Origin of the sequence: Pseudonocardia sp. 73-21 (genome assembly GCF_001899645.1) — a bacterium.
GTDB lineage: Bacteria > Actinomycetota > Actinomycetes > Mycobacteriales > Pseudonocardiaceae > Pseudonocardia.
Genome location: NZ_MKVV01000083.1, coordinates 146,144 through 166,718 on the forward strand (window position 1 = coordinate 146,144; position 20,575 = coordinate 166,718).

The following is a 20,575-nucleotide window of genomic DNA, read 5'->3' on the forward strand; positions in this document are numbered from 1 at the left end:
GGGACCCGGTACCTGCCCCGGGCGTCACTCCGGTGTGGCGGTCCCGCTGCGGAGCTCGATCACGACGGGCTCCCCCACGCCGCCCGTCACGGTGACGGCGTGCCCGCCCGGGGCCGCCGAGATGGTCAGCACCCCGCCCTGGGGCCGGGGCTCGATGTCGCGCTGCACGGCGTCGCGGACCGCGACCAGCACCTGCAACGGCCGGACGGTGGCGCCGCGCAACCCGGCGTCGACCTCCATCTCCACGCGCAGCCGCGGCCCGAACCGGGCCTGCTCCAGCTGGAGGTAGCCGCGCACGGCGTCGAGCTCGTGGCCCAGCGTGGTGCTCGCGTTGCCGGCCTGGTCCGCGGCGCGGGAGAGGTCGGCGAACCCGAACAGCAGCTCGCGGGCGCGGCCGGGGTCGGTGCGGATGAGCGCGGCGATCGTGTTGAGCGCGTTGTAGACGAAGTGCTGCTCCAGGCGGCGCGTCTCCACCGCGGCCGCGGGCGCCGGCGGCACGGGTTCGGGCTCGACGGGGGGTTCCGGCAGCACCCGCGACGGCGGCGGGCCGACGGGCACCGCCCAGCGCGTGTCGTCGACGTCGGAGGGGGCGACCGGGCCGCGCCAGTGCGGCAGCCGCAGCCGTCCGTCGGTGGCGATGCCGGTGAACTCGACGAGCCCCACCAGCCGCGGGGCCACCCAGATCGCGGGCCGGGCGATGTCGGCCGGCATCCCGGCGAGGAACGGCGAGCCGTCGCGGCGGAGCTTGCGCAGCGCGGCCACCTGGCCCCGCTCCTCCCCCGAGACCCCGACGCGCCCGACGTAGCGCAGCTGCCCCCCGGACACTGGAACGCCGAGCAGCAGGCTCGCGATGAGGTCGGGATGATCCGGATCGGTGGGCGTCCAGCCCCCGACGACGACCTGCCGCGTACGCGGCACCGGGACCTTCACCCACAACGGCGAGCGCCCACCGGGGCGGTAGCGGGAGCCCAGGTGTCGCGCGTGCAGGGCGTCCACACCCTTCACATCGGCGATCCGCAGCATCGACTCCAGTTCCGACACCGGAAGGGGTGAGGTGGTCCAGACCGGGGCGGCGTCGAAGCCCAGGCCGTCGAGCAGCGTGCGCCGGTCGCGGTAGGGCAGGTCCACGGTTAAGTGGCCGTCGAGCCAGAGCAGGTCGGCCACCTGGAAGTCGACGGGCGTGGCCAGGATCTGGTCCTGCGACGGGTGCGAGCGGGCGCTGCGCTTCTTGAGCAGCGTGGCGCGGGGGGCGTGCTCCTCGCCGCGGGCCACGATCGTGCCGTCGAGGATCATGCCGCGCGGGGGCGAGCGCTTCTCCAGCTCCGGGGCGAGCTCGGGGTAGGCGGCCGTCATCGACACGTCGCGCGAGCTCAGCAGCCGGGTGCGGCGACCGGGCTCGACGTAGGCGATGCAGCGGTGGCCGGTCCACGCGAGCTCGACGACCCAGTCGGGCCCCGAGGGCGTCTGGCCGGACCCGGTCGAGGGCGTCATGGGCGACACCAGATCGGGCATTCCGCCCCCACCCCTGGTCACGGCACCACCGTAGCGGCACGTCCGGGTGACGGTGCTGCTCAGGTCCGTTGCAGCCAGTCGATCGGGTCACCGTCGTCGACCGGCGCGCCGGCCTGGCGCAGCAGCGCGCGGACCAGGCCCCGGCGCTGCGCGGAGTAGGTCAGCACGTGGGCCAGGACGCTGCCGAGCACGAAGCTCTCGGGCGGGTCGCACAGCGCGTCGACGAGGCGGTCGTTCCAGGCGCGGCGGCGCTCGATGTCGCGCACCGTCGCGCGCCAGCGGGGGCCGACGTCGTCGAGGCGGCCCAGCAGCGTCACCGGGTCCGCGTCCGGGCCCGGTCCGCCGGGGTGGTCCTCGCCGGCGATCGAGGCGAGCCAGATCTCGTAGGTGCCCACGCAGCGGCTGAGCAGCGCCGCGATCGAGGGCTCCTCCCCCGCCCAGCGCAGGAGCACGAGGCCCGGAAGGCGTTTACGGGTGTACTCGGCGGCCGGAATGCCCTTCGCGAGCTCCAGCAGCGACCGCACGTCGTCGACGTCGTGGTGCACCATCAGCGCCGTCACGGGGCTCGCCCCGTCGGGCTCCCCGGTCACCCACAGGTTGTGCGGTGCGTGGAAGTGGATGCCGTTGGGCGCGGGCAACCAGTGGTGTGCCCCGGCGGGCGTCGCGCTGGGCGGGTGGCCGAAGGCCCGGGCGTACGCGCGGGCGAAGCCGTCCACGGACTCGTAGCCGGCGGCGAACGCCACCTCCGTCACCGGCGAACCGGAGGCGAGCCGCCACGCGGCCCGTTCCAGCTCGACGCGCCGGCGCATGGCCACCGGCGGCTCGCCGGTGTCGCGGGCCAGCAGCCGGCTGAAGTGGAACGGCGACGTGTACGCGCCGCCGGCCATGTCGGTCAGGGATCGGTGGTCGTCGGCGAGGACGGCGTCGAGGAGATCCCGGAGCCGGTCACGTCCAGTCATCGGTGCGCGCGCCCTCCACCGCGTACCGGACGCACGCGAAGGCCCCGTTGCGCGCGACCTCGACGGTGCGCAGGGCGTAGCGGCGCGGGAAGACCGGGCGGCCCTCCCCGAGCGTGACCGGTGCGATCGACACGATGATCTCGTCCAGCAGGCCGGCGTCGGCGAACTGCCCGGCGAGGTCCCCGCCGCCGACGACCCACACGTCCCTGCCCAGGGCGGCGAGCTCCGCGTGGACTCCTGCCACGTCGCCGCGGGCGAACCGGACGTCGGCGCCGTCGATGACGGGCAGGTCCCGGTGGGTGAACACGACCGTCGGCATCGGGTAGGCCCACTTGTTGGTGCCGGCCTCGACGCGGGCGCGGACCCACTCGTAGGTGGTGGCGCCCATGACGAGCGCGCCGACGTCGGCGATGAAGGCGGTGTAGTTCATCGGGCCGGCCTCGTCGATGTCCTGGACGAAGAGCCAGTCCAGCGAGTCGCGGGCGTCGGCGATGAAGCCGTCGAGGGTGGCGGCGGTGTAGTAGACGGTGCGCGGCATGGGGTCAGCCTGCCCGGTCCGGGCCTGCGTGCGCCCGACCGTTCTTGCTGCCGCGATTTCCGGTGGCGCGATACTGGAGGGACCATGACGCTCACCGAACGCCTCCCTCCCACGCCCGACGATCCCGACGACCTCGTCGAGGCGTTCGTCGACTGGGCCTACGAGGAGCGCGGCCTGTCGCTCTACCCGGCGCAGGAGGAGGCGCTGATCGAGCTGGCCACCGGCAGCAACGTCATCCTCTCGACGCCCACGGGCTCCGGGAAGTCGCTGGTCGCCATCGGCGCGCACGCCGTGGCCCTGCAGCGCGGGCGGCGCACGTTCTACACCGCGCCGATCAAGGCGCTGGTGAGCGAGAAGTTCTTCCAGCTCATCGACGTGTTCGGCGCCGACAAGGTCGGCATGCTCACCGGCGACGCCGCGGTGAACGAGAAGGCCCCGATCATCTGCTGCACCGCCGAGATCCTGGCCAACATCGCGCTGCGCTCCGGCCGGGACGCCGACGTCGGCTCGGTGGTGATGGACGAGTTCCACTTCTACGCCGACCCCGACCGCGGCTGGGCCTGGCAGGTGCCGCTGATCGAGCTGCCGCAGGCGCAGTTCCTGCTGATGAGCGCCACGCTCGGCGACGTCACGTTCTTCCGGGACGACCTGAAGCGCCGCACCGGCCGCGACACCGCCGTCATCACCTCGGTGGACCGGCCCGTGCCGCTGCACTACCGCTACGTCTACTCACCGCTGCACGACACGATCGCCGAGCTGCTCGCCACCCACGAGGCGCCCGTGTACGTCGTGCACTTCACGCAGCAGTCCGCGGTGGACCGCGCGCAGTCGCTGATGAGCGTCAACGTCACGTCCAAGGACGACAAGGCGGCCATCGCCGCGCTGATCGGCAACTTCCGCTTCACCTCGGGCTTCGGCAGGACGCTCTCGCGGCTCGTGCGCCACGGCATCGGCGTGCACCACGCCGGGATGCTGCCGCGCTACCGGCGGCTGGTGGAGACCCTTGCCCAGGCCGGGCTGCTGCGCGTCATCTGCGGCACCGACACCCTCGGCGTCGGCATCAACGTGCCGATCCGCACGGTGCTGTTCACCGCGCTCGTCAAGTACGACGGGCAGCGCACCCGCCCGCTCAAGGCGCGGGAGTTCCACCAGATCGCCGGACGGGCCGGGCGTGCGGGCTACGACACCGTCGGCACCGTCGTGGCCGAGGCCCCCGATCACGAGGTGGAGAACGCCCGGCTCATCGCCCGCGCCGGGGACGACGAGAAGAAGAAGAAACGGATCGTCCGCAAGAAGCCGCCGGAGGGGTTCGTCGGCTGGTCCGAGGTGGGGTTCGGCAAACTGCAGGTGGCCCAGCCCGAGGCGCTGACCAGCCACTTCCAGGTCTCGCACGCGATGCTGCTCAACGTCATCTCCCGTCCCGGGGACGCCTTCGCCGCCATGCGGCACCTGCTGGAGGACAACCACGAGCCGCGGCCGCGCCAGCGACGCCACATCCTGCGGGCCATCGCGATCTACCGGGCGCTGCTGGCGTCCGGGGTGGTGGAGCAGCTCGACTCCCCGGACGCCGAGGGTCGCCGGGTGCGCCTGGTCGGCGACCTGCAGCTCGACTTCGCGCTCAACCAGCCGCTCTCGCCGTTCGCGCTGGCGTCGTTCGAGCTGCTGGACAAGGCGTCCCCGACCTACGCGATGGACATGCTCTCGATCATCGAGGCCACCCTCGACGACCCCCGCCAGGTGCTCTACGCGCAGCAGAGCAAGGCCAAGGGCGAGGCCGTGGCACTGATGAAGGCCGAGGGCATCGAGTACGAGGAGCGGATGGTGCTGCTGGAGGAGGTGACCTGGCCCAAGCCGCTCGACGAGCTCTTGAGCGGCGCGCTGGAGACCTACCGCCGCGGCGCCCCCTGGGTCGAGGACGCCACGCTCTCGCCCAAGTCGGTGGCCCGCGACATGTTCGAGCGCTCCATGACGTTCGTGGAGTACATCGGGCACTACCAGCTCGCGCGGTCCGAGGGCCTGGTGCTGCGCTACCTCGCCGACGCCTACCGCGCCCTGCGCCAGACGGTGCCCGACGAGGCCAAGACCGAGGAGCTCACCGACGTCGAGGAGTGGCTGGGCGAGCTGGTGCGCCAGGTCGACTCCTCCCTGCTCGACGAGTGGGAGGCGCTCGCGGCCGGCGCCGGCACGGGCGAGGAGGTCGCTCCGCCGTCGCTGGAGAGCGGCCCGCCCGGGGTCACCCGCAATGTCCGCGCGTTCCGGGTGCTGGTGCGCAACGCGATGTTCCGCCGCGTGGAGCTCGCGGCCCTGCGGCGCTGGGACATGCTCGGCGAGCTCGACTCCTCCTCCGGCTGGAACGGCGAGGCCTGGCGCGAGGCCCTGCTCCCCTACTGGGACCACTACGGCGACACGATGGTGGCCATCGGCACCGGCCCCGACGCGCGCGGCCCGAAGATGATCACGATCGAGGAGGAGCCGGAGCGCTGGCTGGTCCGCCAGGTCCTCGACGATCCCGACGGCGACCACGACTGGGCCATCACCGCCGAGGTCGACCTCGCCGCCTCCGACGAGGAGGGCACGGCGATGATCTGGATCACCGGCGTGGAGCCGCTGGGCGGAGCCTGACCGCCCTCGGGTCCAGACCGCCCGGCACCGGCGGTGTGCGTCTGCCGACGCCCGGGTAGACGTGCTCCCCCGGACCGGCCGGGGCCGGCTGCCACGCCGGGCGCAGCGTCGACGGGTCGGGGTGGAGGCAGGCCCGGGAGCCATCTCCTCCGCGGCGCACCGTCCGCAAATGTCGATCATGTCGTCGTTTGATCGACATTTCGCTGCCGTCAATGTATCGTTGTCACATGAAGTACTCAGAGGCCGAGCGGTGGATCGAGCGCGTCGACCCGGCCGTCACCCGCGACCGCTCGGTCACCGCCCACCTGGAGTTCCTCAAGGCCCGCAGCGCCGAGGGACCGCTCACCAACGACGCGGCCGCCGCCTGGTACGCCGTCGTCGGGGAGATGCGGCGCCTCGCCGACTACTACGAGCGCGACCTCATCCGCAAGCTGCGCTCGGACGGCATGACGTGGGCCCAGGTCGCCGACGCCGTCCATGCCCAGCTCTCCAGCCGGCAGGCCGCCCAGGGCAAGTGGAAGCGCCTGGTCGACCCGGGTCGGCGCACCACCACGGGCAACATGCGGCGCGGTGGCCGTCGCAAGCAGGAGAACTCACCCGATCAGGGGGCCGGTGCAACCTGACGATCGGATCGTTCGGTCCAACACCCACTCGACCGGTACGCTCCGTGACGCACGGTCACGCATCATCGCGCGGCCCGGTGACGCGACAGGAGTGACGCCCGCGATGGCGGACCATCCTCCGGACCTGCACCAGGAGCAGGACAGAGGGTTGCGGGGCTCGCTCCCCGACGTCGATCGGCTCGCCGGGGACTGGCTGGATTCGCTGCCCGACGGCGTCGCCGGCCCCGACCAGCGCCGCCGGCTGCTCGCCCTCGCCGGAACCCTCCGGGACGCCGTGGTCACCGAGCCGTTCGATCCCGCCCGGCCCAGGCAGGTCGGCCGGGACCTCGTCTCCGCGGGCGTCACCCGGCCGTCGGCCCTGGACGCCACCGTCCGCACCCTCGGGGACGCCGGCCCCACCATCGGCCACGCGCGCATGTTCACCGTCGTAGGAGCGCTCACCTCCGCCTACGCCGAGGCGCTGCGCGACCACACCCGCAGCGAGCAGGACCACCTCGGCGCCGCCGCGCTCGCGGCCCACGCCCTCGCCGAGGACGCCCGGCACACCAGCGAGGCCAGGTTCCACGCCGTGTTCACCGAGTCCGCCGTGGGCATCGGGATCTCCGACGTCGACGGCCGCGTCCTCGAGGTCAACCGGGCCCTCTGCGACCTCTTCGGCTACTCCCCGGAGGAGCTGACCGAGCGGTCGGCGTTCTCCTTCGTCCACCCCGACGACGACCCCGCCTACTGGGCGGAGGTGAAGGACCTGCTGGCGGGCGAGGTCGACCACGTCCGCCGGGAGAAGGCCTACGTGCGCAGGGACGGCACGTCGGTCTGGGCCGACGTCGAGCTCACCCTCGTGCGCGCCTCGGACGGCTCCCCCCGCTTCATGGTCGGGATGCTCCAGGACATCACCGAGCGCCGCCGTCTGCAGGACCGCCTCCGCCACCAGGCCGAGCACGACCCCCTGACCGGTCTGCCCAACCGCACGGTGTTCTTCGAGCACCTCGAGGAGGAGCTCGCGCAGCCCGACCGGCACCTCGCCGTGTGCTATCTCGATCTCGACGGCTTCAAGGCCGTCAACGACACGCTCGGTCACGACGTCGGCGACGCCCTGCTGCGCACCGTCGCCCACCGCCTGGCCAGCGAGCTCGACGAGCACCTCGTGGCGCGGATGGGCGGCGACGAGTTCGTCATCCTGGTCCGCTCCCCCGGCGGGCCCGAGCACGTGCACCGGTGCGCCCTCGCCGCGCTCGCCGCGGTGCGGCGTCCGGTGCGCCTGGCCGGACACGACATCCGGGTGTCGGCCGGGGTGGGTGTGGTCCACAGCTCCGACCTCACCGAACCGGCCCACGGCGTCGACATCCCGTCGCGGGCGGCCGAGCTGATGAAGGCCGCCGACACCACGCTCTACCGCGCCAAGCACGACGGCCGCGACCGCGTCGCCCACTTCGACGCCCACCGCCACCACAGCGACATCGGCCGCCTCGCGACGTCGGCGCGGATGCCGCTCGCCCTGGCCTCGGGCGAGTTCGTGGTGGAGTACCAGCCGCTGGTGCGTCTGCCCGACCAGCGGATGGTGGGCGTCGAGGCGCTGGTGCGCTGGAACCTGCCCGACGGCACCCGCCTGGGGCCCGACGTGTTCATCCCGCTCGCCGAGGAGTCCGGGCTGATCGTGCCGCTCGGGCAGTGGGTGCTGGAGCAGGCGTGCCGTGACGCCGTGCGGTGGCGCGACGCCGACCCGGAGGCCGCCCTCTACCTCAGCGTCAACATCGCCGCCCGCCAGATCCGCGAGCCGGGGGTCGTCGCCGAGGTGTCCCGCATCCTCGAGCAGACGGGGTGGCCGGCCGACGCGCTGCAGCTGGAGCTCACCGAGAGCGACCTGATGGGGCCCACCCCCGAGTCGCTGGAGACCCTCAACGCGCTCGCGGACATGGGTGTGCGGATCGCGATCGACGACTTCGGCACCGGCTACTCGAACCTCGCCTACCTGCGCCGGCTGCCGGTGCACACCCTCAAGCTCGCCGGCAGCTTCGTCACCGGCCAGCACGGGCCGCACACCGACACCGTCGACGTCGAGGTGGCCGGGCTGCTGATCCGCCTCGCCCACGTGCTCGGGCTCGGCGTGGTGGCCGAGTCGGTCGAGACCGCCGACCAGCTCGACCAGCTCCGCGCGCTGGGCTGCGACACGGGGCAGGGGTACTACTTCGCCCCCGCCCTCGCCGCCGACGCGATCCCCGGCATGCTCCACCGCCCGGTCGGGCCGTCCTAGGAGCGCGCTGAAGCACCCTCCTAGCCCAGCGGGCTCCGGGGCAGCAGCCGGTCCGAGACGATCTTGCGCTGGATCTCGCTGGTGCCCTCGAAGATCGTGGTGAGCCGGGCGTCGCGCCAGTGCCGCTCGACCTGGTGCTCGGTGGTGTAGCCGTTGCCGCCGTGCAGCTGGATGCCGTCGGCGGTGACCTCGGCCGCCATCTCCGTGGCCATCAGCTTGACCATCGCCGCCTCGCGCTCGCACGGGTGGCCGAGGTCGATCAGGTGCGCCACGTGCTGGTAGAACGCGCGCGCCTGCTCCACGCGCGCCGCCATGTCGGCGAGGGTGAACCGCACGGCCTGGAAGTCGCCGATCGGGTGCTCGAACTGGTGGCGCCGCTGCAGGTAGACGATGCAGTCCTCGACGGCGGCCCGGGCCAGGCCCACCGCGCGCGCCGCGGTGTGCACGCGGGCGATGTTGAGCCACTTCTGCGCGTCGGCGAACCCGCCCGTCCCGACCTGGTTCGCGGCCGGCACGCGCAGGCCGTCGAACTCGAGGTCCCACGTGACGAACCCGTGGTACCCGATCTTGTCGATGGGGGTGCCGGTGATGCCGTCGGGGAAGGTGTCGCGCTCCTTCTCCACCAGCAGGGTGGCCAGGCCGGCGGAGCGCTTCTCGCCGGGTTCCGGGTCGTCGGTGCGCACGAGCACCTGGATGAAGTCGGCGGCCTTCGCGTTGCCCGTCCAGCGCTTCTGACCGGTGACGACGAACTCGTCGCCGTCGCGGACGGCCCGGGTGGCGACGCCCGCGAGATCGGAGCCGGCGTCGGGCTCGGAGAGCGCGATGGCCCCGATCCACTCCCCCGCGGCACTGCGGCGCAGCAGCTGCGCGCGGCGCGCCGGGTCGGCGACGTCGGTGCCCGCGCCCTGCGCGCGGGCGATGATGCTGGCCACGCTCATCCACGCGCGCGCCAGCTCCTCGGCCACCATGCAGTACTCGAACGCACCCAGGCCGAGACCACCGTGCTCGCGGTCGACGGTGATGCCGAACCAGCCGTGGCCGGCCATCTTCTCCAGCAGCGAGCGCGGGATCTCGCCCTTCAGCGGGTCGAGCTCGTTCGCGACCGGCAGCACCTCCTCGGCGGCGAACCGCCGGGCCGTGGCCTGCAGCTCCTCTCGCTCCGGCGAGTGGTAGGGCGGCGGGACCACGGGCACGGGCGGGACCTGGATCTCGGACTGCTCGATCATGACGCAGTTGTGCCACACTCCCGGCCCGCGCGCGCGTCGGAGCGCTACAGCCGCCGCAGCCCGCTGAGCACGCGCTCCATCAGCGCGAGGTCGGGACCGCCGGCGTCCACGGTGCGGTGCACGACGACGGCGCCGAGCGCGGCGAGATCGCCCAGCAGCACCCGCGCCACCCCGAGCGGGACGCCGCGCAAGGCCGCGATCTCCGCCACCGACCGCGGTTCCCGGCACAGCTCGACGATGTCCGGGTGGGGCGTCCGGGCACCGAGCGCGGCCGGCACCACCGACACGAGGGCCTCGATCGCGAGATCGAAGGTCGAGCGGGTCCGGCCGCTCGTCAGCACGTACGGGCGGACGAACGAGGACACGGCCGCGTCGGCGTCGGGCGGCGGCTCCCGCCACCCGACGGGTCGGGGCCGGGGAACGGGCTCGCCCACCTCGGCGGCCTCCGCAGCGGCGTCGACCGGCCGCGGGACCACCCGGCGACGGCGAGGCGACGGTCCGCCGAACCGGGCTCCGGTGAGACCGACGACCGGCGCCTCGGGGCCCGGCGGGGCGGTCGACCCGAACGCGGCGGGAGGCTCGGGAAGCGGCTCGACGGCGGCCATCGCGACCGTGTCGGCGCCGGCGTCCCCCGCTGCGTCGTTCCTGCGGCCCCGCCGACGGCCACCGCCGCCGAAGCGGGCGCCCGTGAGACCGACCTCGGGACCGTCCTGAGCTCGCACGACGGCCCACCTCCCGCAGTGATCGTCCGTTGGCCCTGAACACTCTCCGTGCGGCGTTTCCGTGGCGTTTCCGGGCCGTAGCACCGTCGTGACGACTCCGCGCTCTCGCCGAAGGGCATGATCGATGTCACGATGATCCCGTGCCCTTCGCCGCCCGCTGCTGGTTCGCGTTGAACGCCCTCGTCGTCGTGGTGGCCCTCGCCATCCAGATCCCGATCACCGCAGGCAAGGTGGAGGGCGTCTTCTTCGACACCCCCGCGGCCCGGGTCGGCAACCTCTTCACGTTCTTCACGATCCTGTCGAACATCCTGGTCGCCGTGGTGTGCGTGGCGCTGGTGCTGCGCCGGCGGGACTCGGAGCCGTTCGCGGTGGCGTGGCTCGACGCGCTGCTCGGCATCACGGTCACCGGCATCGTCTACAACACCGTGCTCGCGGGGCTCTACGACCTGCGCGGCGCGGAGTACCTCGCCGACCGCCTGTTCCACACGGTCTCGCCGCTGCTGTTCGTGCTGGGCTGGCTGCTGTTCGGACCGCGCGGGCTCGTCCGGCGGCGCGTGGTGCTCCTGTCGCTGCTCTACCCGCTGGTCTGGCTCGCCTTCACGCTCGTGCGCGGTGCGCTCATCGGCTGGTACCCGTACCCGTTCGTCGACGTCGCGACGCTGGGCTACGGACAGGTCGCGGTCAACTCCGTGCTGATCACGGCGCTGTTCCTGGTGCTGGCCACCGTCGCGTTCGGCGTCGACCGGCTGGCGATGCGGCCGGCCCGCACCGGGTGATCGACCCGGACCGGATGATCATCGGGGCGGTGGCAGGATCGCGGCCATGACGCACCCGGTCCGGATCGGCCTCCAACTCCAGCCCCAGCACGCCGACTACGCCCAGATCCGCCGCACCGCCGCGGCCGCCGAGGAGGCGGGCGTCGACGTCCTCTTCAACTGGGACCACTTCTACCCCCTCTACGGCGAGCCCGACGGCAAGCACTTCGAGTGCTGGACGATGCTCGGGGCCTGGGCCGAGGCCACCAGCCGCGTCGAGATCGGCGCGCTCGTCACGTGCAACAGCTACCGCAACCCCGAGCTGCTGGCCGACATGGCCCGCACCGTCGACCACATCTCCGACGGCCGGCTGATCCTCGGCATCGGCGCGGGCTGGTTCCAGCGCGACTACGACGAGTACGGCTACGACTTCGGCACCGCCGGCTCCCGGCTCGCCGACCTCGCGCAGGCGCTGCCCCGGATCAAGGCCCGCTGGGCGAAGCTCAACCCGGCGCCCACCCGCGAGATCCCGGTGCTGATCGGCGGCGGTGGCGAGAAGAAGACGCTGCGCTACACCGCGGAGCACGCCCAGATCTGGCACAGCTTCGGCGACGTCGACGTGCTCACGCACAAGAACGCCGTGCTCGACGGCCACTGCGCCGACATCGGCCGCGACCCGGCCGAGATCGAGCGGTCCATCGGCGTGCAGAAGGCCCCCGAGGAGGTCGCCGACGCGCTGGTGGCCGCGGGCGCCACGCTGTTCACCGTGGGCGTCGGCGGACCGGACCACGACCTCGGCTTGCTCAAGGACTGGATCGCCTGGCGCGACTCCCGCTCGGCGTGACCCCGTGCCCGTACTGAGCGCAGGCCTGCTCCTGCACCGCCCCGGACCCGGCGGGATCGAGGTGCTGCTCGGCCACATGGGCGGCCCGTTCTGGGCGAAGAAGGACGACGCCGCCTGGTCGGTGCCCAAGGGCGAACACGGCCCGGCCGAGGATCCCCTCACGGCCGCACGCCGCGAGTTCACCGAGGAGATGGGCTCCCCGCCGCCCGACGGGCCGCTGCGCGAGCTGGGCAGCGTCCGGATGCGCGGGGGGAAGACCATCACCGTCTTCGCGCTGGAGGGCGACTTCGACGCCGACCACATCGAGAGCAACCACTTCACCATCGAGTGGCCCCCGAAATCCGGCCGGATCGCCTCGTTCCCCGAGATCGACCGGGCCGCCTGGTTCGACGCCGACACCGCCCGGCGCAAGCTCGTGGCCGCACAGGTGCCGTTCGTGGACCGGCTGGTGGAGGGGTGCGGCGGGTGACGGAGCGGCGCGGGCGGCGACCCCCACTGAGGTGTCGCCGCGCCGGGATGACATCGTCAACGAGGACTCTGCGTGGTGCAGAGAGTGATCAGCAGGAGGTCTGCACGTGAGCGTTGCCCAGCCCATCTCCGGCCAGAGGATCCTGGTCACCGGCGGGGCCGGCACGATCGGCTCGCACGTCGTCGACCAGGCGCTGGAGGCCGGGGCCACCGAGGTCGTGGTCCTCGACAACTTCGCCCGCGGTCGCATGGAGAACCTCGCCACCGCGCAGGAGATCGGCGGCGACCGGCTCACCGTCGTCACCGGCGACATCAACGACCCGAAGCTCGTCAACGAGCTCACCGACGGCATCGACGTGGTCTTCCACCTCGCGGCGCTGCGCATCACCCAGTGCGCCGAGCAGCCCCGGCTCGCGCTGGAGTCCCTGGTGGACGGCACCTTCACCATCATCGAGGCGGCCGTCGCGCACGGCGTCAAGAAGGTCGTCGCGTCGTCGTCGGCGTCGGTCTACGGCCTCGCCGAGACCTTCCCCACCACCGAGCGCCACCACCCGTACAACAACGACACCTTCTACGGCGCCGCCAAGGCGTTCAACGAGGGCATGCTGCGCAGCTTCCACGCCATGAACGGCCTCGACTACGTGGCCATGCGCTACTTCAACGTCTACGGCCCCCGCATGGACGTGCACGGTCTCTACACCGAGGTGCTCATCCGCTGGATGGAGCGCATCGCCCGCGGCGAGGCCCCGCTGATCTTCGGCGACGGCCTGCAGACCATGGACTTCGTGCACGTGCAGGACATCGCGCGCGCCAACATCCTCGCCGCGAAGGCCGACGTCACCGACGAGGTCTACAACATCGCCACGGCCACCGAGACCAGCCTGCTGGACCTCGCGAACGCGCTGCTGGCGGCCATGGACTCCGATCTGAAGCCGGACCACGGCCCGGAGCGCGCCGTCAACGGCGTCACCCGCCGCCTGGCCGACATCTCCCGCGCGCAGGCCGACCTGGGCTGGACGCCGGAGATCACCCTCGACGCCGGCCTGCGCGGCCTCGTCGAGTGGTGGAAGGCCGACACCGCCGCCACCGCAGGGGCTTCCGCATGATCCCCGTCATGAAGCCGACCCTCGGCGAGGAGGAGGCCCAGGCCGTCGCCGAGGCCGTCCGCTCCGGCTGGGTGGCGCAGGGCCCGCGGGTCGCGGAGTTCGAGAAGGCGTTCGCCGCGTCCGTCGGTGCCGACCACGGCGTCGCCACGTCCAACTGCACCACGGCGCTGCACCTGTGCCTCTACGTGCTGGGCGTGGGCCCGGGCGACGAGGTGATCGTGCCGTCGTTCTCGTTCATCGCCACGGCCAACGCCGTGCGCTACTGCGGCGCCACCCCGGTGTTCGCCGACGTGAGCGCCGAGACCGGCAACCTCACGCCGGAGACCGTCGCGGCCGTGCGCACCGACGCCACCAAGGCCGTGCTGGTCGTCCACCAGGGCGGCGTGCCCGCCGACATCCCGGCGCTCAAGGCCTCGCTGGGCGGGCTGCCGCTGGTCGAGGACGCGGCCTGCGCCGCCGGCTCCACGCTGAACGGGGCCCCGACGGGGCGGGGCGCGCTCATGGCCGCCTGGTCGTTCCACCCGCGCAAGCTGCTCACCACCGGTGAGGGCGGGATGATCACGACGGACGACGAGGAGCTCGCCGCCCGCATGCGCCGCCTGCGCGAGCACGGCATGAGCGTCTCGGCCGCCGACCGGCACGCCGCCGCCGGGAAGGCCATCGTCGAGTCCTACGGCGAGACCGCCTTCAACTACCGCATGACCGACATCCAGGCCGCGATGGGCCTCGTGCAGCTGCGGAAGCTGCCGGGCATCGTCGCGCGGCGCCGGGAGATCGCGGCCCGCTACCGGGAGCTGCTCGCCCCCATGGGCCTGCGCACCGTCCGGGACCCCGAGGGCGCCACGTCGAACTTCCAGTCGTTCTGGGTGGAGCTGCCCGACGCGGCCCCGCCCGTGGGCGACGTGCTCGCGGCCCTGGCCGAGGCCGGGGTGTCGGCGCGGCGCGGCATCATGGCCGCCCACACCGAGCCGGCGTACGCGGGGCACCCGCACGCGCCGCTGCCCGTCACCGAGCACCTCACCACCCGCACGCTGATCCTGCCCGTGCACCACGAGCTCACCGAGGCCGAGCAGGACACGGTCGTGGCGGCGCTGGCCGCGGCGATCGGCCTGCAGACCGCCGTCCACTGAGGAGTAGTTACTTGAGCAGCCCCGCCCCGTCGACCGACATTGCGGCCGTTCCGTTCCTCGACCTGGCCAGCCCGCACGCCGAGATCGCCGACGAGGTGAACGCGGGCTGGGCCGAGGTCCTCGCCCGCACCGCGTTCGTCGGCGGCCCGCAGATCAAGGCCTTCGAGGCCGAGTACGCGGCCTGGTCGGGCGTCGGCCACGTCGTCGGCCTCGGCAACGGCACGGACGCCATCGAGCTGGCGCTGCGCGCGCTGGGCGTCGTGCCCGGCGACGAGGTGATCCTGCCGGCCAACACGTTCATCGCCACCGCGGAGGCCGTCGCGCGCTCGGGCGCCACGCCGGTGCTCGTCGACGCCGACCTCGACACGGCGCTGATCGACGTGGAGGCGGCCGCCGCCGCGGTCACCGACCGCACCAAGGCCGTCATCCCGGTGCACCTCTACGGCCAGACCGCCGCGGTCGAGAAGCTCCGGGCCCTGCTGCCCGAGGGCGTCGCGATCCTGGAGGACGCCGCCCAGAGCCAGGGCGCCAAGCGCAACGGCGTGTCCGCGGGCAAGCTCGGCGACATCGCCGGCACCAGCTTCTACCCGGGCAAGAACCTCGGCGCCTACGGCGACGCGGGTGCGGTGCTCACCGACCGCGACGACCTCGCCGCCGCCGTCGGGCTGCTGCGCGACCACGGTTCGCCGCGCAAGTACGAGCACGCGGTGCTGGGCTTCAACAGCCGCCTCGACACGATCCAGGCCGTGGTGCTCTCGGCCAAGCTCAAGCGGCTCGACGGCTGGAACGCCAACCGCCGCGCCGCGGCCGACCGCTACGCCGCACTGCTGGCCGGCGTCGACGGTGTCGTGGCGCCGACCGTGCTGGAGGGCAACGAGCCGGTCTGGCACCTCTACGTCGTGCGCGTCCGGGAGCGCGACCGCGTGCTCAAGGAACTGCAGACCAACAGGGTCGGCGCGAGCATCCACTACCCCACGCCCGTGCACCGCACCGAGGCGTTCGCCAACCTCGGCCAGGGCGAGGGCACGTTCCCGGTCTCCGAGCAGCTCGGCGCGGAGATCATCTCGCTGCCGATGTTCCCGAGCATCACTCCCGAGCAGCAGGAGCGCGTGGTGTCGGTGCTGGCGGACGCCGTCAAGTGACCGGTACCGACACGGGGGTGCGGGTCCACCCCCAGGGCCTCTGCGAGAGCGACGACGTCGGCCCCGGCACGCGCGTGTGGGCGTTCGCGCACGTACTGCCGGGCGCCCGCATCGGCCGCGACTGCAACATCTGCGACTGCGCCTTCGTCGAGACCGGCGCGGTGCTGGGCGACAACGTGACCGTCAAGAACGGCACGCTGGTGTTCACCGGCGTCACCTGCGAGGACGACGTGTTCCTCGGCCCCAACGTGCTGTTCACCAATGACCTGCGCCCCCGCTCGGCGATCAAGCGCGGGCCGGAGGTGCTGCTGTCCACCACGGTGCGCCGCGGCGCCACCCTCGGTGCGGGCACGGTGGTGGTGTGCGGCACGGAGATCGGCGAGTACGCGTTCGCCGCCGCCGGCGCGGTGGTCACGAAGGACGTCCCGGCGCACGCGTTCGTGGCCGGCAACCCGGCGAGGGCCAAGGGCTGGGTCTGCGTGTGCGGCGAGCGCCTTCCCGATGACCTGACGTGCACGGAGTGCGGCACGAAGCACGAGGCGGCGGGCACGGGCCTGCGCTCCGTCTCCTGATCCGGGTTCAGAGCGCGCGTTCGAGCTGGGCCGCCACGGAGCGGTAGCGGCTCACCGGCACCAGGTGCACGCCGGCGAACGCGCCGGTGTCGCGCAGCGCGAGCACCAGGTCGCAGGCGGCGTGGACGCCGGCCTCCGGATCGGCGGTCACCTGCTCGACCAGGGCATCGGGGATGGCGATGTCCGGGATGCTCGCCCGCAGCCGACGCGCCATGCCCGCGCTGGCGAGGACCATGACGCCCGCGTGGACGGGCAGGTCGGTCGGGTTCTGCTCGCGCCAGCGCAGGAACGCCTCCACCGAGTAGCCCACCTGCAGGAACACGAAGTCGGCGGCCTGCTTCCAGGCGGCCATCGGGCGGCGGTGGCCGGCGGTGACCCCGAGCCGGAACGGCGCGGTGCCCTCGAAGGTCGGCTGGTCGGTGGCCCGCCGGGCCTCGTCGATCATCGTGCGGACCGTCAGCTCGCTCGTGCGGTCCCCCGCGGTCGGTTTGTCGCCGTGCACGAACAGGAAGCTCTCGACGCCGTAGGCCGCCGCCGTGAGCAGGTCCCGCCGGAACCCGAGCAGGTTGCGGTCGCGCGAGTTCACGCACGCGATGCTGCGACCGCCCATCGCCCGCACCTCGTTGGCCACGGCGATGCTGGACACCGTGGCCCGGCCGATGTGGTTGTCGGGGATCAGGAACGCGTCCGCGACCGGGGTCAGCACACCGATCTGATGGCGCGCATGGGTGAGGCCCGGCCGCGTCGGCGGCTCGATCTCGCAGACGACCCGGAACCGGTCAGCGCACATGGCTCGGACCCTACGTTCTCGCGCCGCGGGTTCAGCCCAGCAGCGCGTCGAACGCTCCGAGCACCTCGGCGGCCACCGCGTCGGCCGCGTCCACGGCCCCGAGGAACGCGGCGTAGCCGTGGATCAGGCCCGGTCCGGGCACGTGCCGTACCGTGACGCCCGCCGCGGCGAGACGCGCGGCGTAGGCGTCACCCTCGTCGCGGAGCGGGTCGAACTCGGCGGTGGCCACCACCGCGGAGGCGACCCCGGTGACGTCGGCGGTCGCCAGCGCCACCTCCGGATCGGTCGTGCCGCCCGGGATGTACTGCGCGTAGAACCAGTCCATGTCCTCGGCGGTCAGGAAGTAGCCCTCCCCGTTCTCCCGGATCGACGCCGAACCCATCGTGGGGTCGGTGCACGGGTACCAGAGCAAGTGCGCGACGAGGGGGAGACCGGCGTCGCGGGCCCGCAGCGCCGCCCCGGCGGCGAGGCCGGCCCCCGCGCTGTCCCCGGCCACGCCGAGCGCCCGGCCGGTGAACTCCGATGCGGTCCAGGCCAGCACGGCGGTGGCGTCGTCCAGGGGCGCCGGGTGAGGGTGCTCGGGGGCGAGCCGGTAGTCCGCCGCGACGACGACGGCACCCACGGCGTTGGCGACCCGGCGGCAGACGGGGTCGTGCGTGTCGAGGTCGCCCAGCACCCACCCCCCGCCGTGCAGGTAGGTGACGGCGCGCCCGCGGTCGTCCTGCGGGGTGTAGACCCGGACCGGGATCGGGCCACCGGGCCCGTCGACCGTCCGGTCCTCCACCCCGGCCACCGGTTCGGGCACGAACCCGGGCCCGCGCCGCGCGAGCGCCAGGGCCCGGTAGTGGTCGCGGCTCTCCTGTGCGGACCCGCGGATGAGCGGGAGCGCGTCGGCCGCCGTCAGGGTGTCGAGCACGGTGCGGAACTGGGGATCGAGCACCGCCCGGACTCTACGAGCATGTCGTGGTCCCCGCACCGCCTACGGGGACCGCCGGCTCAGCCGCGCGCACCCGCGCCACCGCCCGCCTGAGCGCGTCGGCCGCGGCCAGCATCAGGTTCGGGCCGACCTGGGGCTGGCGATGGAGCACGCGGCGCTACCCTTCTGGACGGCGCTGGCCGACGGTGACCCTGGACGCCCTGCGCGCCGCCCGCCGGCATGCGGAATGAACTGATCCGTCTCCGGCTTGGGAGCGACATGGCTGGCATCACGCGAGGTTTCACCGGACGCCGACAGGCCCGCGACCCCCGGCTGCCCCCGGGCCAGTACGACGCCCGCGACGACTGGCCCGTGCTGCACGCCGAAGCCACGCCGAAGATCGTCACCGACCGCTGGACGTTCACCGTCGAGGGGCTCGTGGAGCGCGAGACCACCTGGACGTGGAAGGAGATCCACGACCTCCCCCGCTCACGCTACGCCGGCGACATCCACTGCGTCACCACGTGGTCCAAGCTCGGCATGACCTTCGACGGCGTGTCGGTCGACGTCCTGCTCGACGCCGCCGGGGTGCTGCCCACGGCCACGCACGTCGTCGCGGTCGCGCACACCGGCTACACCACCAACCTGCCGCTGGCCGACGTCACCGGCGGGAAGGCGTGGGTGGTCTGGGACGCCGACGGGCAGCCGCTGACCACCGAGCACGGCGGGCCGGCGCGGATGATCGTGCCGCACCTGTACTTCTGGAAGAGCGCGAAGTGGGTGTCGGGCCTGCGGCTGCTCGACCACGACGAGCAGGGCTTCTGGGAACGCAACGGCTACCACGACCGCGGCGACCCCTGGACCGAGCAGCGCTACCAGGGCGACTGAATGACGACCCTGCCCACGAACCGGAAGACGCTGCGCTGGCAGCAGGCCACCGTGCTCTCGACACGTGACGAGACGCCGCGTGCCCGCACGTTCCGCCTGGCCCTGCCCGCCGCGATGCCGCACGTCGCCGGGCAGTACTACGTCCTGCGGCTCACCGCGCCCGACGGCTACACCGCCCAGCGCTCGTACTCGGTCGCGTCCGCCCCGGACACCAGCGGCCAGATCGATCTGACGGTGGAGAAGCTCGACGACGGCGAGGTCTCGGAGTTCCTGCACGACGTGGTGGTGCCGGGCGACGAGCTGGAGGTGCGCGGGCCGATCGGCGGCTTCTTCGCGTGGGCCGGCGACGCCCCGGTGCTGCTGGTGGGCGGCGGGTCCGGGGTGGTGCCGCTGATGGCGATGCTGCGCGCGGCCCGCCGCGACGGGCACCCTGAGCTCGTGCGGCTGCTCGTCTCCGCCCGCACCCCCGACGACCTCTACTACGCCGACGAGCTGCCCGGTCCGGAGTCCACCGTGATCTGGACGCGCGCCGCGCCGCCCGGCACCGCGCGCCCGGTGGGTCGCATCACCGCCGCCGACGTGGCGCCGCTCGTGCGGGGCGGCGAGGACGTCTACGTGTGCGGCACCCCCGCGTTCGCCGACGCGGCCACCACCGCGCTGGTGGAGGCCGGGGTGCCCGTCGACCGAATCCGGGTGGAGCGGTTCGGCCCGTCCGGGTAGACACCTGACCATGATCCGCACCGCGCTCGTCACCGGCGTCAGCCGCCGCCGGGGCATCGGCTTCGCCATCGCCCGCCGGCTGCTCGACGACGGCCACCGGGTGTTCGCCCACTCCTGGAGCCCCTACGACGCCACGGAGCCGTGGGGCGCCGATCCCGACGGGATCGACGGCGTGCTGGCCGAGCTGGGTTCCCGGGTCGGTCACCTCGCCGCCGATTTCGAGGACGCGTCCGCGCCGGCGCGGCTCGTGGCGGCCGCGGTGGAGCGGTTCGGCGCGCTGGACACGCTCGTCGTCAACCACGCCCGCAGCCAGTCCACCGGCATCGGCGACCTCACCGCCGACATGCTCGACCGCACCTGGGCCGTCAACGTGCGGGCGACGCTGCTGCTGGTGCAGGCCTTCGCGGCGCAGTTCACCGGCGAGACCGGGCGGGTGGTGCTGTTCACGTCCGGCCAGCACCGCGGGCCGATGCCGGACGAGATCCCCTACATCGCGACGAAGGGCGCGCTGCACCAGCTCACCGCGAGCCTCGCCGACGCGCTCGTCGACCGCGGGATCACGGTGAACTGCGTCAATCCCGGGCCGACCGACACGGGCTGGGCCTCCGCGGACCAGGACGCGTTCGTCGGCCGGCACATGCCCCGCGGCCGCTGGAACTCCCCCGCCGAGGCCGCGGCGGTGGTCGCGATGCTGCTCGGCCCGGACGCGGAGACGATCACCGGTCAGGTGGTGGACGCCGAGGGTGGATTCCGGCGCTGGACGCCCTGACGCACCACGGACCGTCATCACG

20 protein-coding genes are annotated in these 20,575 nt (G+C 73.2%); 13 read left to right on the forward strand and 7 right to left on the reverse strand.

Annotation, left to right across the window (positions count from 1 at the left end):
* Nucleotides 1–24: 24 nt before the first annotated feature.
* The 3 genes from BGP03_RS26545 to BGP03_RS26555 form a co-directional block, all read right to left on the reverse strand.
* Entirely contained in the window at nucleotides 25–1,491 is a 1,467-nt protein-coding gene (locus tag BGP03_RS26545) for a histidine kinase (RefSeq protein ID WP_298797675.1), read from the reverse strand.
* A gap of 80 nt (nucleotides 1,492–1,571) precedes the next feature.
* Complete coding sequence (locus BGP03_RS26550; RefSeq protein WP_298797673.1) at nucleotides 1,572–2,471, reverse strand: helix-turn-helix domain-containing protein; 900 nt, start codon at nucleotides 2,469–2,471, stop codon at nucleotides 1,572–1,574.
* Nucleotides 2,458–3,009 (reverse strand): dihydrofolate reductase family protein, encoded by a 552-nt coding sequence (locus BGP03_RS26555; protein WP_298797671.1) that lies wholly within the window; start codon nucleotides 3,007–3,009, stop codon nucleotides 2,458–2,460. Before BGP03_RS26555 ends, BGP03_RS26550 begins: the two co-directional genes overlap by 14 nt.
* A gap of 84 nt (nucleotides 3,010–3,093) precedes the next feature.
* Here BGP03_RS26555 and BGP03_RS26560 point away from each other — a divergent pair, with 84 nt between their 5' ends.
* The 3 genes from BGP03_RS26560 to BGP03_RS26570 all read left to right on the forward strand — a co-directional run bounded on the left by BGP03_RS26560 (nucleotide 3,094) and on the right by BGP03_RS26570 (nucleotide 8,505).
* Entirely contained in the window at nucleotides 3,094–5,631 is a 2,538-nt protein-coding gene (locus BGP03_RS26560; protein ID WP_296369887.1) for a DEAD/DEAH box helicase, read from the forward strand.
* 227 nt (nucleotides 5,632–5,858) lie between these two features.
* A complete protein-coding gene (locus BGP03_RS26565; protein ID WP_298797668.1) occupies nucleotides 5,859–6,254 on the forward strand; it encodes a hypothetical protein in 396 nt (131 codons plus the stop codon).
* A gap of 103 nt (nucleotides 6,255–6,357) precedes the next feature.
* Nucleotides 6,358–8,505, forward strand: coding sequence for an EAL domain-containing protein (locus tag BGP03_RS26570; protein WP_296369891.1), 2,148 nt, complete (start codon nucleotides 6,358–6,360; stop codon nucleotides 8,503–8,505).
* Between the two features lie 20 nt (nucleotides 8,506–8,525).
* On the opposite strand, the gene BGP03_RS26575 is transcribed toward BGP03_RS26570, so the two are convergent.
* Together BGP03_RS26575 and BGP03_RS26580 are read right to left on the reverse strand one after the other, a co-directional pair.
* The gene (locus BGP03_RS26575; RefSeq protein ID WP_298797667.1) at nucleotides 8,526–9,731 is read right to left on the reverse strand and encodes an acyl-CoA dehydrogenase family protein; all 1,206 of its coding nucleotides are present in this window, start codon (nucleotides 9,729–9,731) and stop codon (nucleotides 8,526–8,528) included.
* Nucleotides 9,732–9,775: 44 nt separating this feature from the next.
* On the reverse strand, nucleotides 9,776–10,453 hold the full coding sequence (locus tag BGP03_RS26580) for a DUF742 domain-containing protein (protein WP_298797665.1): 678 nt from the start codon (nucleotides 10,451–10,453) through the stop codon (nucleotides 9,776–9,778).
* Nucleotides 10,454–10,593: 140 nt separating this feature from the next.
* Here BGP03_RS26580 and BGP03_RS26585 point away from each other — a divergent pair, with 140 nt between their 5' ends.
* The 7 genes from BGP03_RS26585 (at nucleotide 10,594) to BGP03_RS26615 (ending at nucleotide 16,470) form a co-directional block, all read left to right on the forward strand.
* Complete coding sequence (locus BGP03_RS26585) at nucleotides 10,594–11,229, forward strand: Pr6Pr family membrane protein (RefSeq protein WP_296369897.1); 636 nt, start codon at nucleotides 10,594–10,596, stop codon at nucleotides 11,227–11,229.
* A 46-nt stretch (nucleotides 11,230–11,275) separates the two neighbouring features.
* On the forward strand, nucleotides 11,276–12,052 hold the full coding sequence (locus BGP03_RS26590) for an LLM class F420-dependent oxidoreductase (RefSeq protein WP_296369898.1): 777 nt from the start codon (nucleotides 11,276–11,278) through the stop codon (nucleotides 12,050–12,052).
* A gap of 4 nt (nucleotides 12,053–12,056) precedes the next feature.
* Complete coding sequence (locus tag BGP03_RS26595; RefSeq protein ID WP_296369900.1) at nucleotides 12,057–12,521, forward strand: NUDIX domain-containing protein; 465 nt, start codon at nucleotides 12,057–12,059, stop codon at nucleotides 12,519–12,521.
* Nucleotides 12,522–12,627: 106 nt separating this feature from the next.
* Nucleotides 12,628–13,626, forward strand: coding sequence for an SDR family NAD(P)-dependent oxidoreductase (locus BGP03_RS26600; protein ID WP_296369901.1), 999 nt, complete (start codon nucleotides 12,628–12,630; stop codon nucleotides 13,624–13,626).
* An 8-nt stretch (nucleotides 13,627–13,634) separates the two neighbouring features.
* Complete coding sequence (locus BGP03_RS26605; protein WP_298797661.1) at nucleotides 13,635–14,756, forward strand: DegT/DnrJ/EryC1/StrS family aminotransferase; 1,122 nt, start codon at nucleotides 13,635–13,637, stop codon at nucleotides 14,754–14,756.
* An 11-nt stretch (nucleotides 14,757–14,767) separates the two neighbouring features.
* Complete coding sequence (locus BGP03_RS26610; RefSeq protein ID WP_298797660.1) at nucleotides 14,768–15,898, forward strand: DegT/DnrJ/EryC1/StrS family aminotransferase; 1,131 nt, start codon at nucleotides 14,768–14,770, stop codon at nucleotides 15,896–15,898.
* Nucleotides 15,895–16,470 carry an acyltransferase gene (locus BGP03_RS26615; RefSeq protein WP_298797657.1) on the forward strand — a complete coding sequence of 192 codons (576 nt, stop codon included), beginning with the start codon at nucleotides 15,895–15,897 and terminating at the stop codon, nucleotides 16,468–16,470. Before BGP03_RS26610 ends, BGP03_RS26615 begins: the two co-directional genes overlap by 4 nt.
* Nucleotides 16,471–16,477: 7 nt before the next feature.
* Here the strand turns inward: BGP03_RS26615 and BGP03_RS26620 are convergent, their stop codons facing one another.
* Nucleotides 16,478–17,260 (reverse strand): methylenetetrahydrofolate reductase, encoded by a 783-nt coding sequence (locus BGP03_RS26620; RefSeq protein WP_298797655.1) that lies wholly within the window; start codon nucleotides 17,258–17,260, stop codon nucleotides 16,478–16,480.
* Nucleotides 17,261–17,291: 31 nt separating this feature from the next.
* Nucleotides 17,292–18,200, reverse strand: a complete 909-nt coding sequence (locus BGP03_RS26625; protein WP_298797653.1) for an alpha/beta hydrolase fold domain-containing protein — start codon at nucleotides 18,198–18,200, stop codon at nucleotides 17,292–17,294.
* Nucleotides 18,201–18,455: 255 nt separating this feature from the next.
* Here BGP03_RS26625 and BGP03_RS26630 point away from each other — a divergent pair, with 255 nt between their 5' ends.
* From BGP03_RS26630 to BGP03_RS26640, 3 genes are read left to right on the forward strand one after another with little or no spacing between them, the layout of a single operon-like run.
* A complete protein-coding gene (locus BGP03_RS26630) occupies nucleotides 18,456–19,064 on the forward strand; it encodes a sulfite oxidase-like oxidoreductase (RefSeq protein ID WP_298797651.1) in 609 nt (202 codons plus the stop codon).
* Nucleotides 19,065–19,784, forward strand: a complete 720-nt coding sequence (locus BGP03_RS26635) for a ferredoxin reductase (protein WP_298797649.1) — start codon at nucleotides 19,065–19,067, stop codon at nucleotides 19,782–19,784.
* Nucleotides 19,785–19,797: 13 nt separating this feature from the next.
* Nucleotides 19,798–20,553, forward strand: a complete 756-nt coding sequence (locus BGP03_RS26640) for an SDR family oxidoreductase (protein ID WP_296370110.1) — start codon at nucleotides 19,798–19,800, stop codon at nucleotides 20,551–20,553.
* The last annotated feature ends 22 nt before the right edge of the window (nucleotides 20,554–20,575 follow it).

Bases quoted from the DNA above. Each gene is read 5' to 3' on its own strand.
- BGP03_RS26555 (WP_298797671.1), bottom strand. From the start codon at position 3,009: ATGCCGCGCACCGTCTACTACACCGCCGCCACCCTCGACGGCTTCATC.
- BGP03_RS26575 (WP_298797667.1), bottom strand. From the start codon at position 9,731: ATGATCGAGCAGTCCGAGATCCAGGTCCCGCCCGTGCCCGTGGTCCCG.
- BGP03_RS26635 (WP_298797649.1), top strand. From the start codon at position 19,065: ATGACGACCCTGCCCACGAACCGGAAGACGCTGCGCTGGCAGCAGGCC.
- BGP03_RS26630 (WP_298797651.1), top strand. From the start codon at position 18,456: ATGGCTGGCATCACGCGAGGTTTCACCGGACGCCGACAGGCCCGCGAC.
- BGP03_RS26590 (WP_296369898.1), top strand. From the start codon at position 11,276: ATGACGCACCCGGTCCGGATCGGCCTCCAACTCCAGCCCCAGCACGCC.
- BGP03_RS26545 (WP_298797675.1), bottom strand. From the start codon at position 1,491: ATGACGCCCTCGACCGGGTCCGGCCAGACGCCCTCGGGGCCCGACTGG.
- BGP03_RS26605 (WP_298797661.1), top strand. From the start codon at position 13,635: ATGAAGCCGACCCTCGGCGAGGAGGAGGCCCAGGCCGTCGCCGAGGCC.
- BGP03_RS26560 (WP_296369887.1), top strand. From the start codon at position 3,094: ATGACGCTCACCGAACGCCTCCCTCCCACGCCCGACGATCCCGACGAC.
- BGP03_RS26620 (WP_298797655.1), bottom strand. From the start codon at position 17,260: ATGTGCGCTGACCGGTTCCGGGTCGTCTGCGAGATCGAGCCGCCGACG.
- BGP03_RS26550 (WP_298797673.1), bottom strand. From the start codon at position 2,471: ATGACTGGACGTGACCGGCTCCGGGATCTCCTCGACGCCGTCCTCGCC.
- BGP03_RS26565 (WP_298797668.1), top strand. From the start codon at position 5,859: ATGAAGTACTCAGAGGCCGAGCGGTGGATCGAGCGCGTCGACCCGGCC.
- BGP03_RS26570 (WP_296369891.1), top strand. From the start codon at position 6,358: ATGGCGGACCATCCTCCGGACCTGCACCAGGAGCAGGACAGAGGGTTG.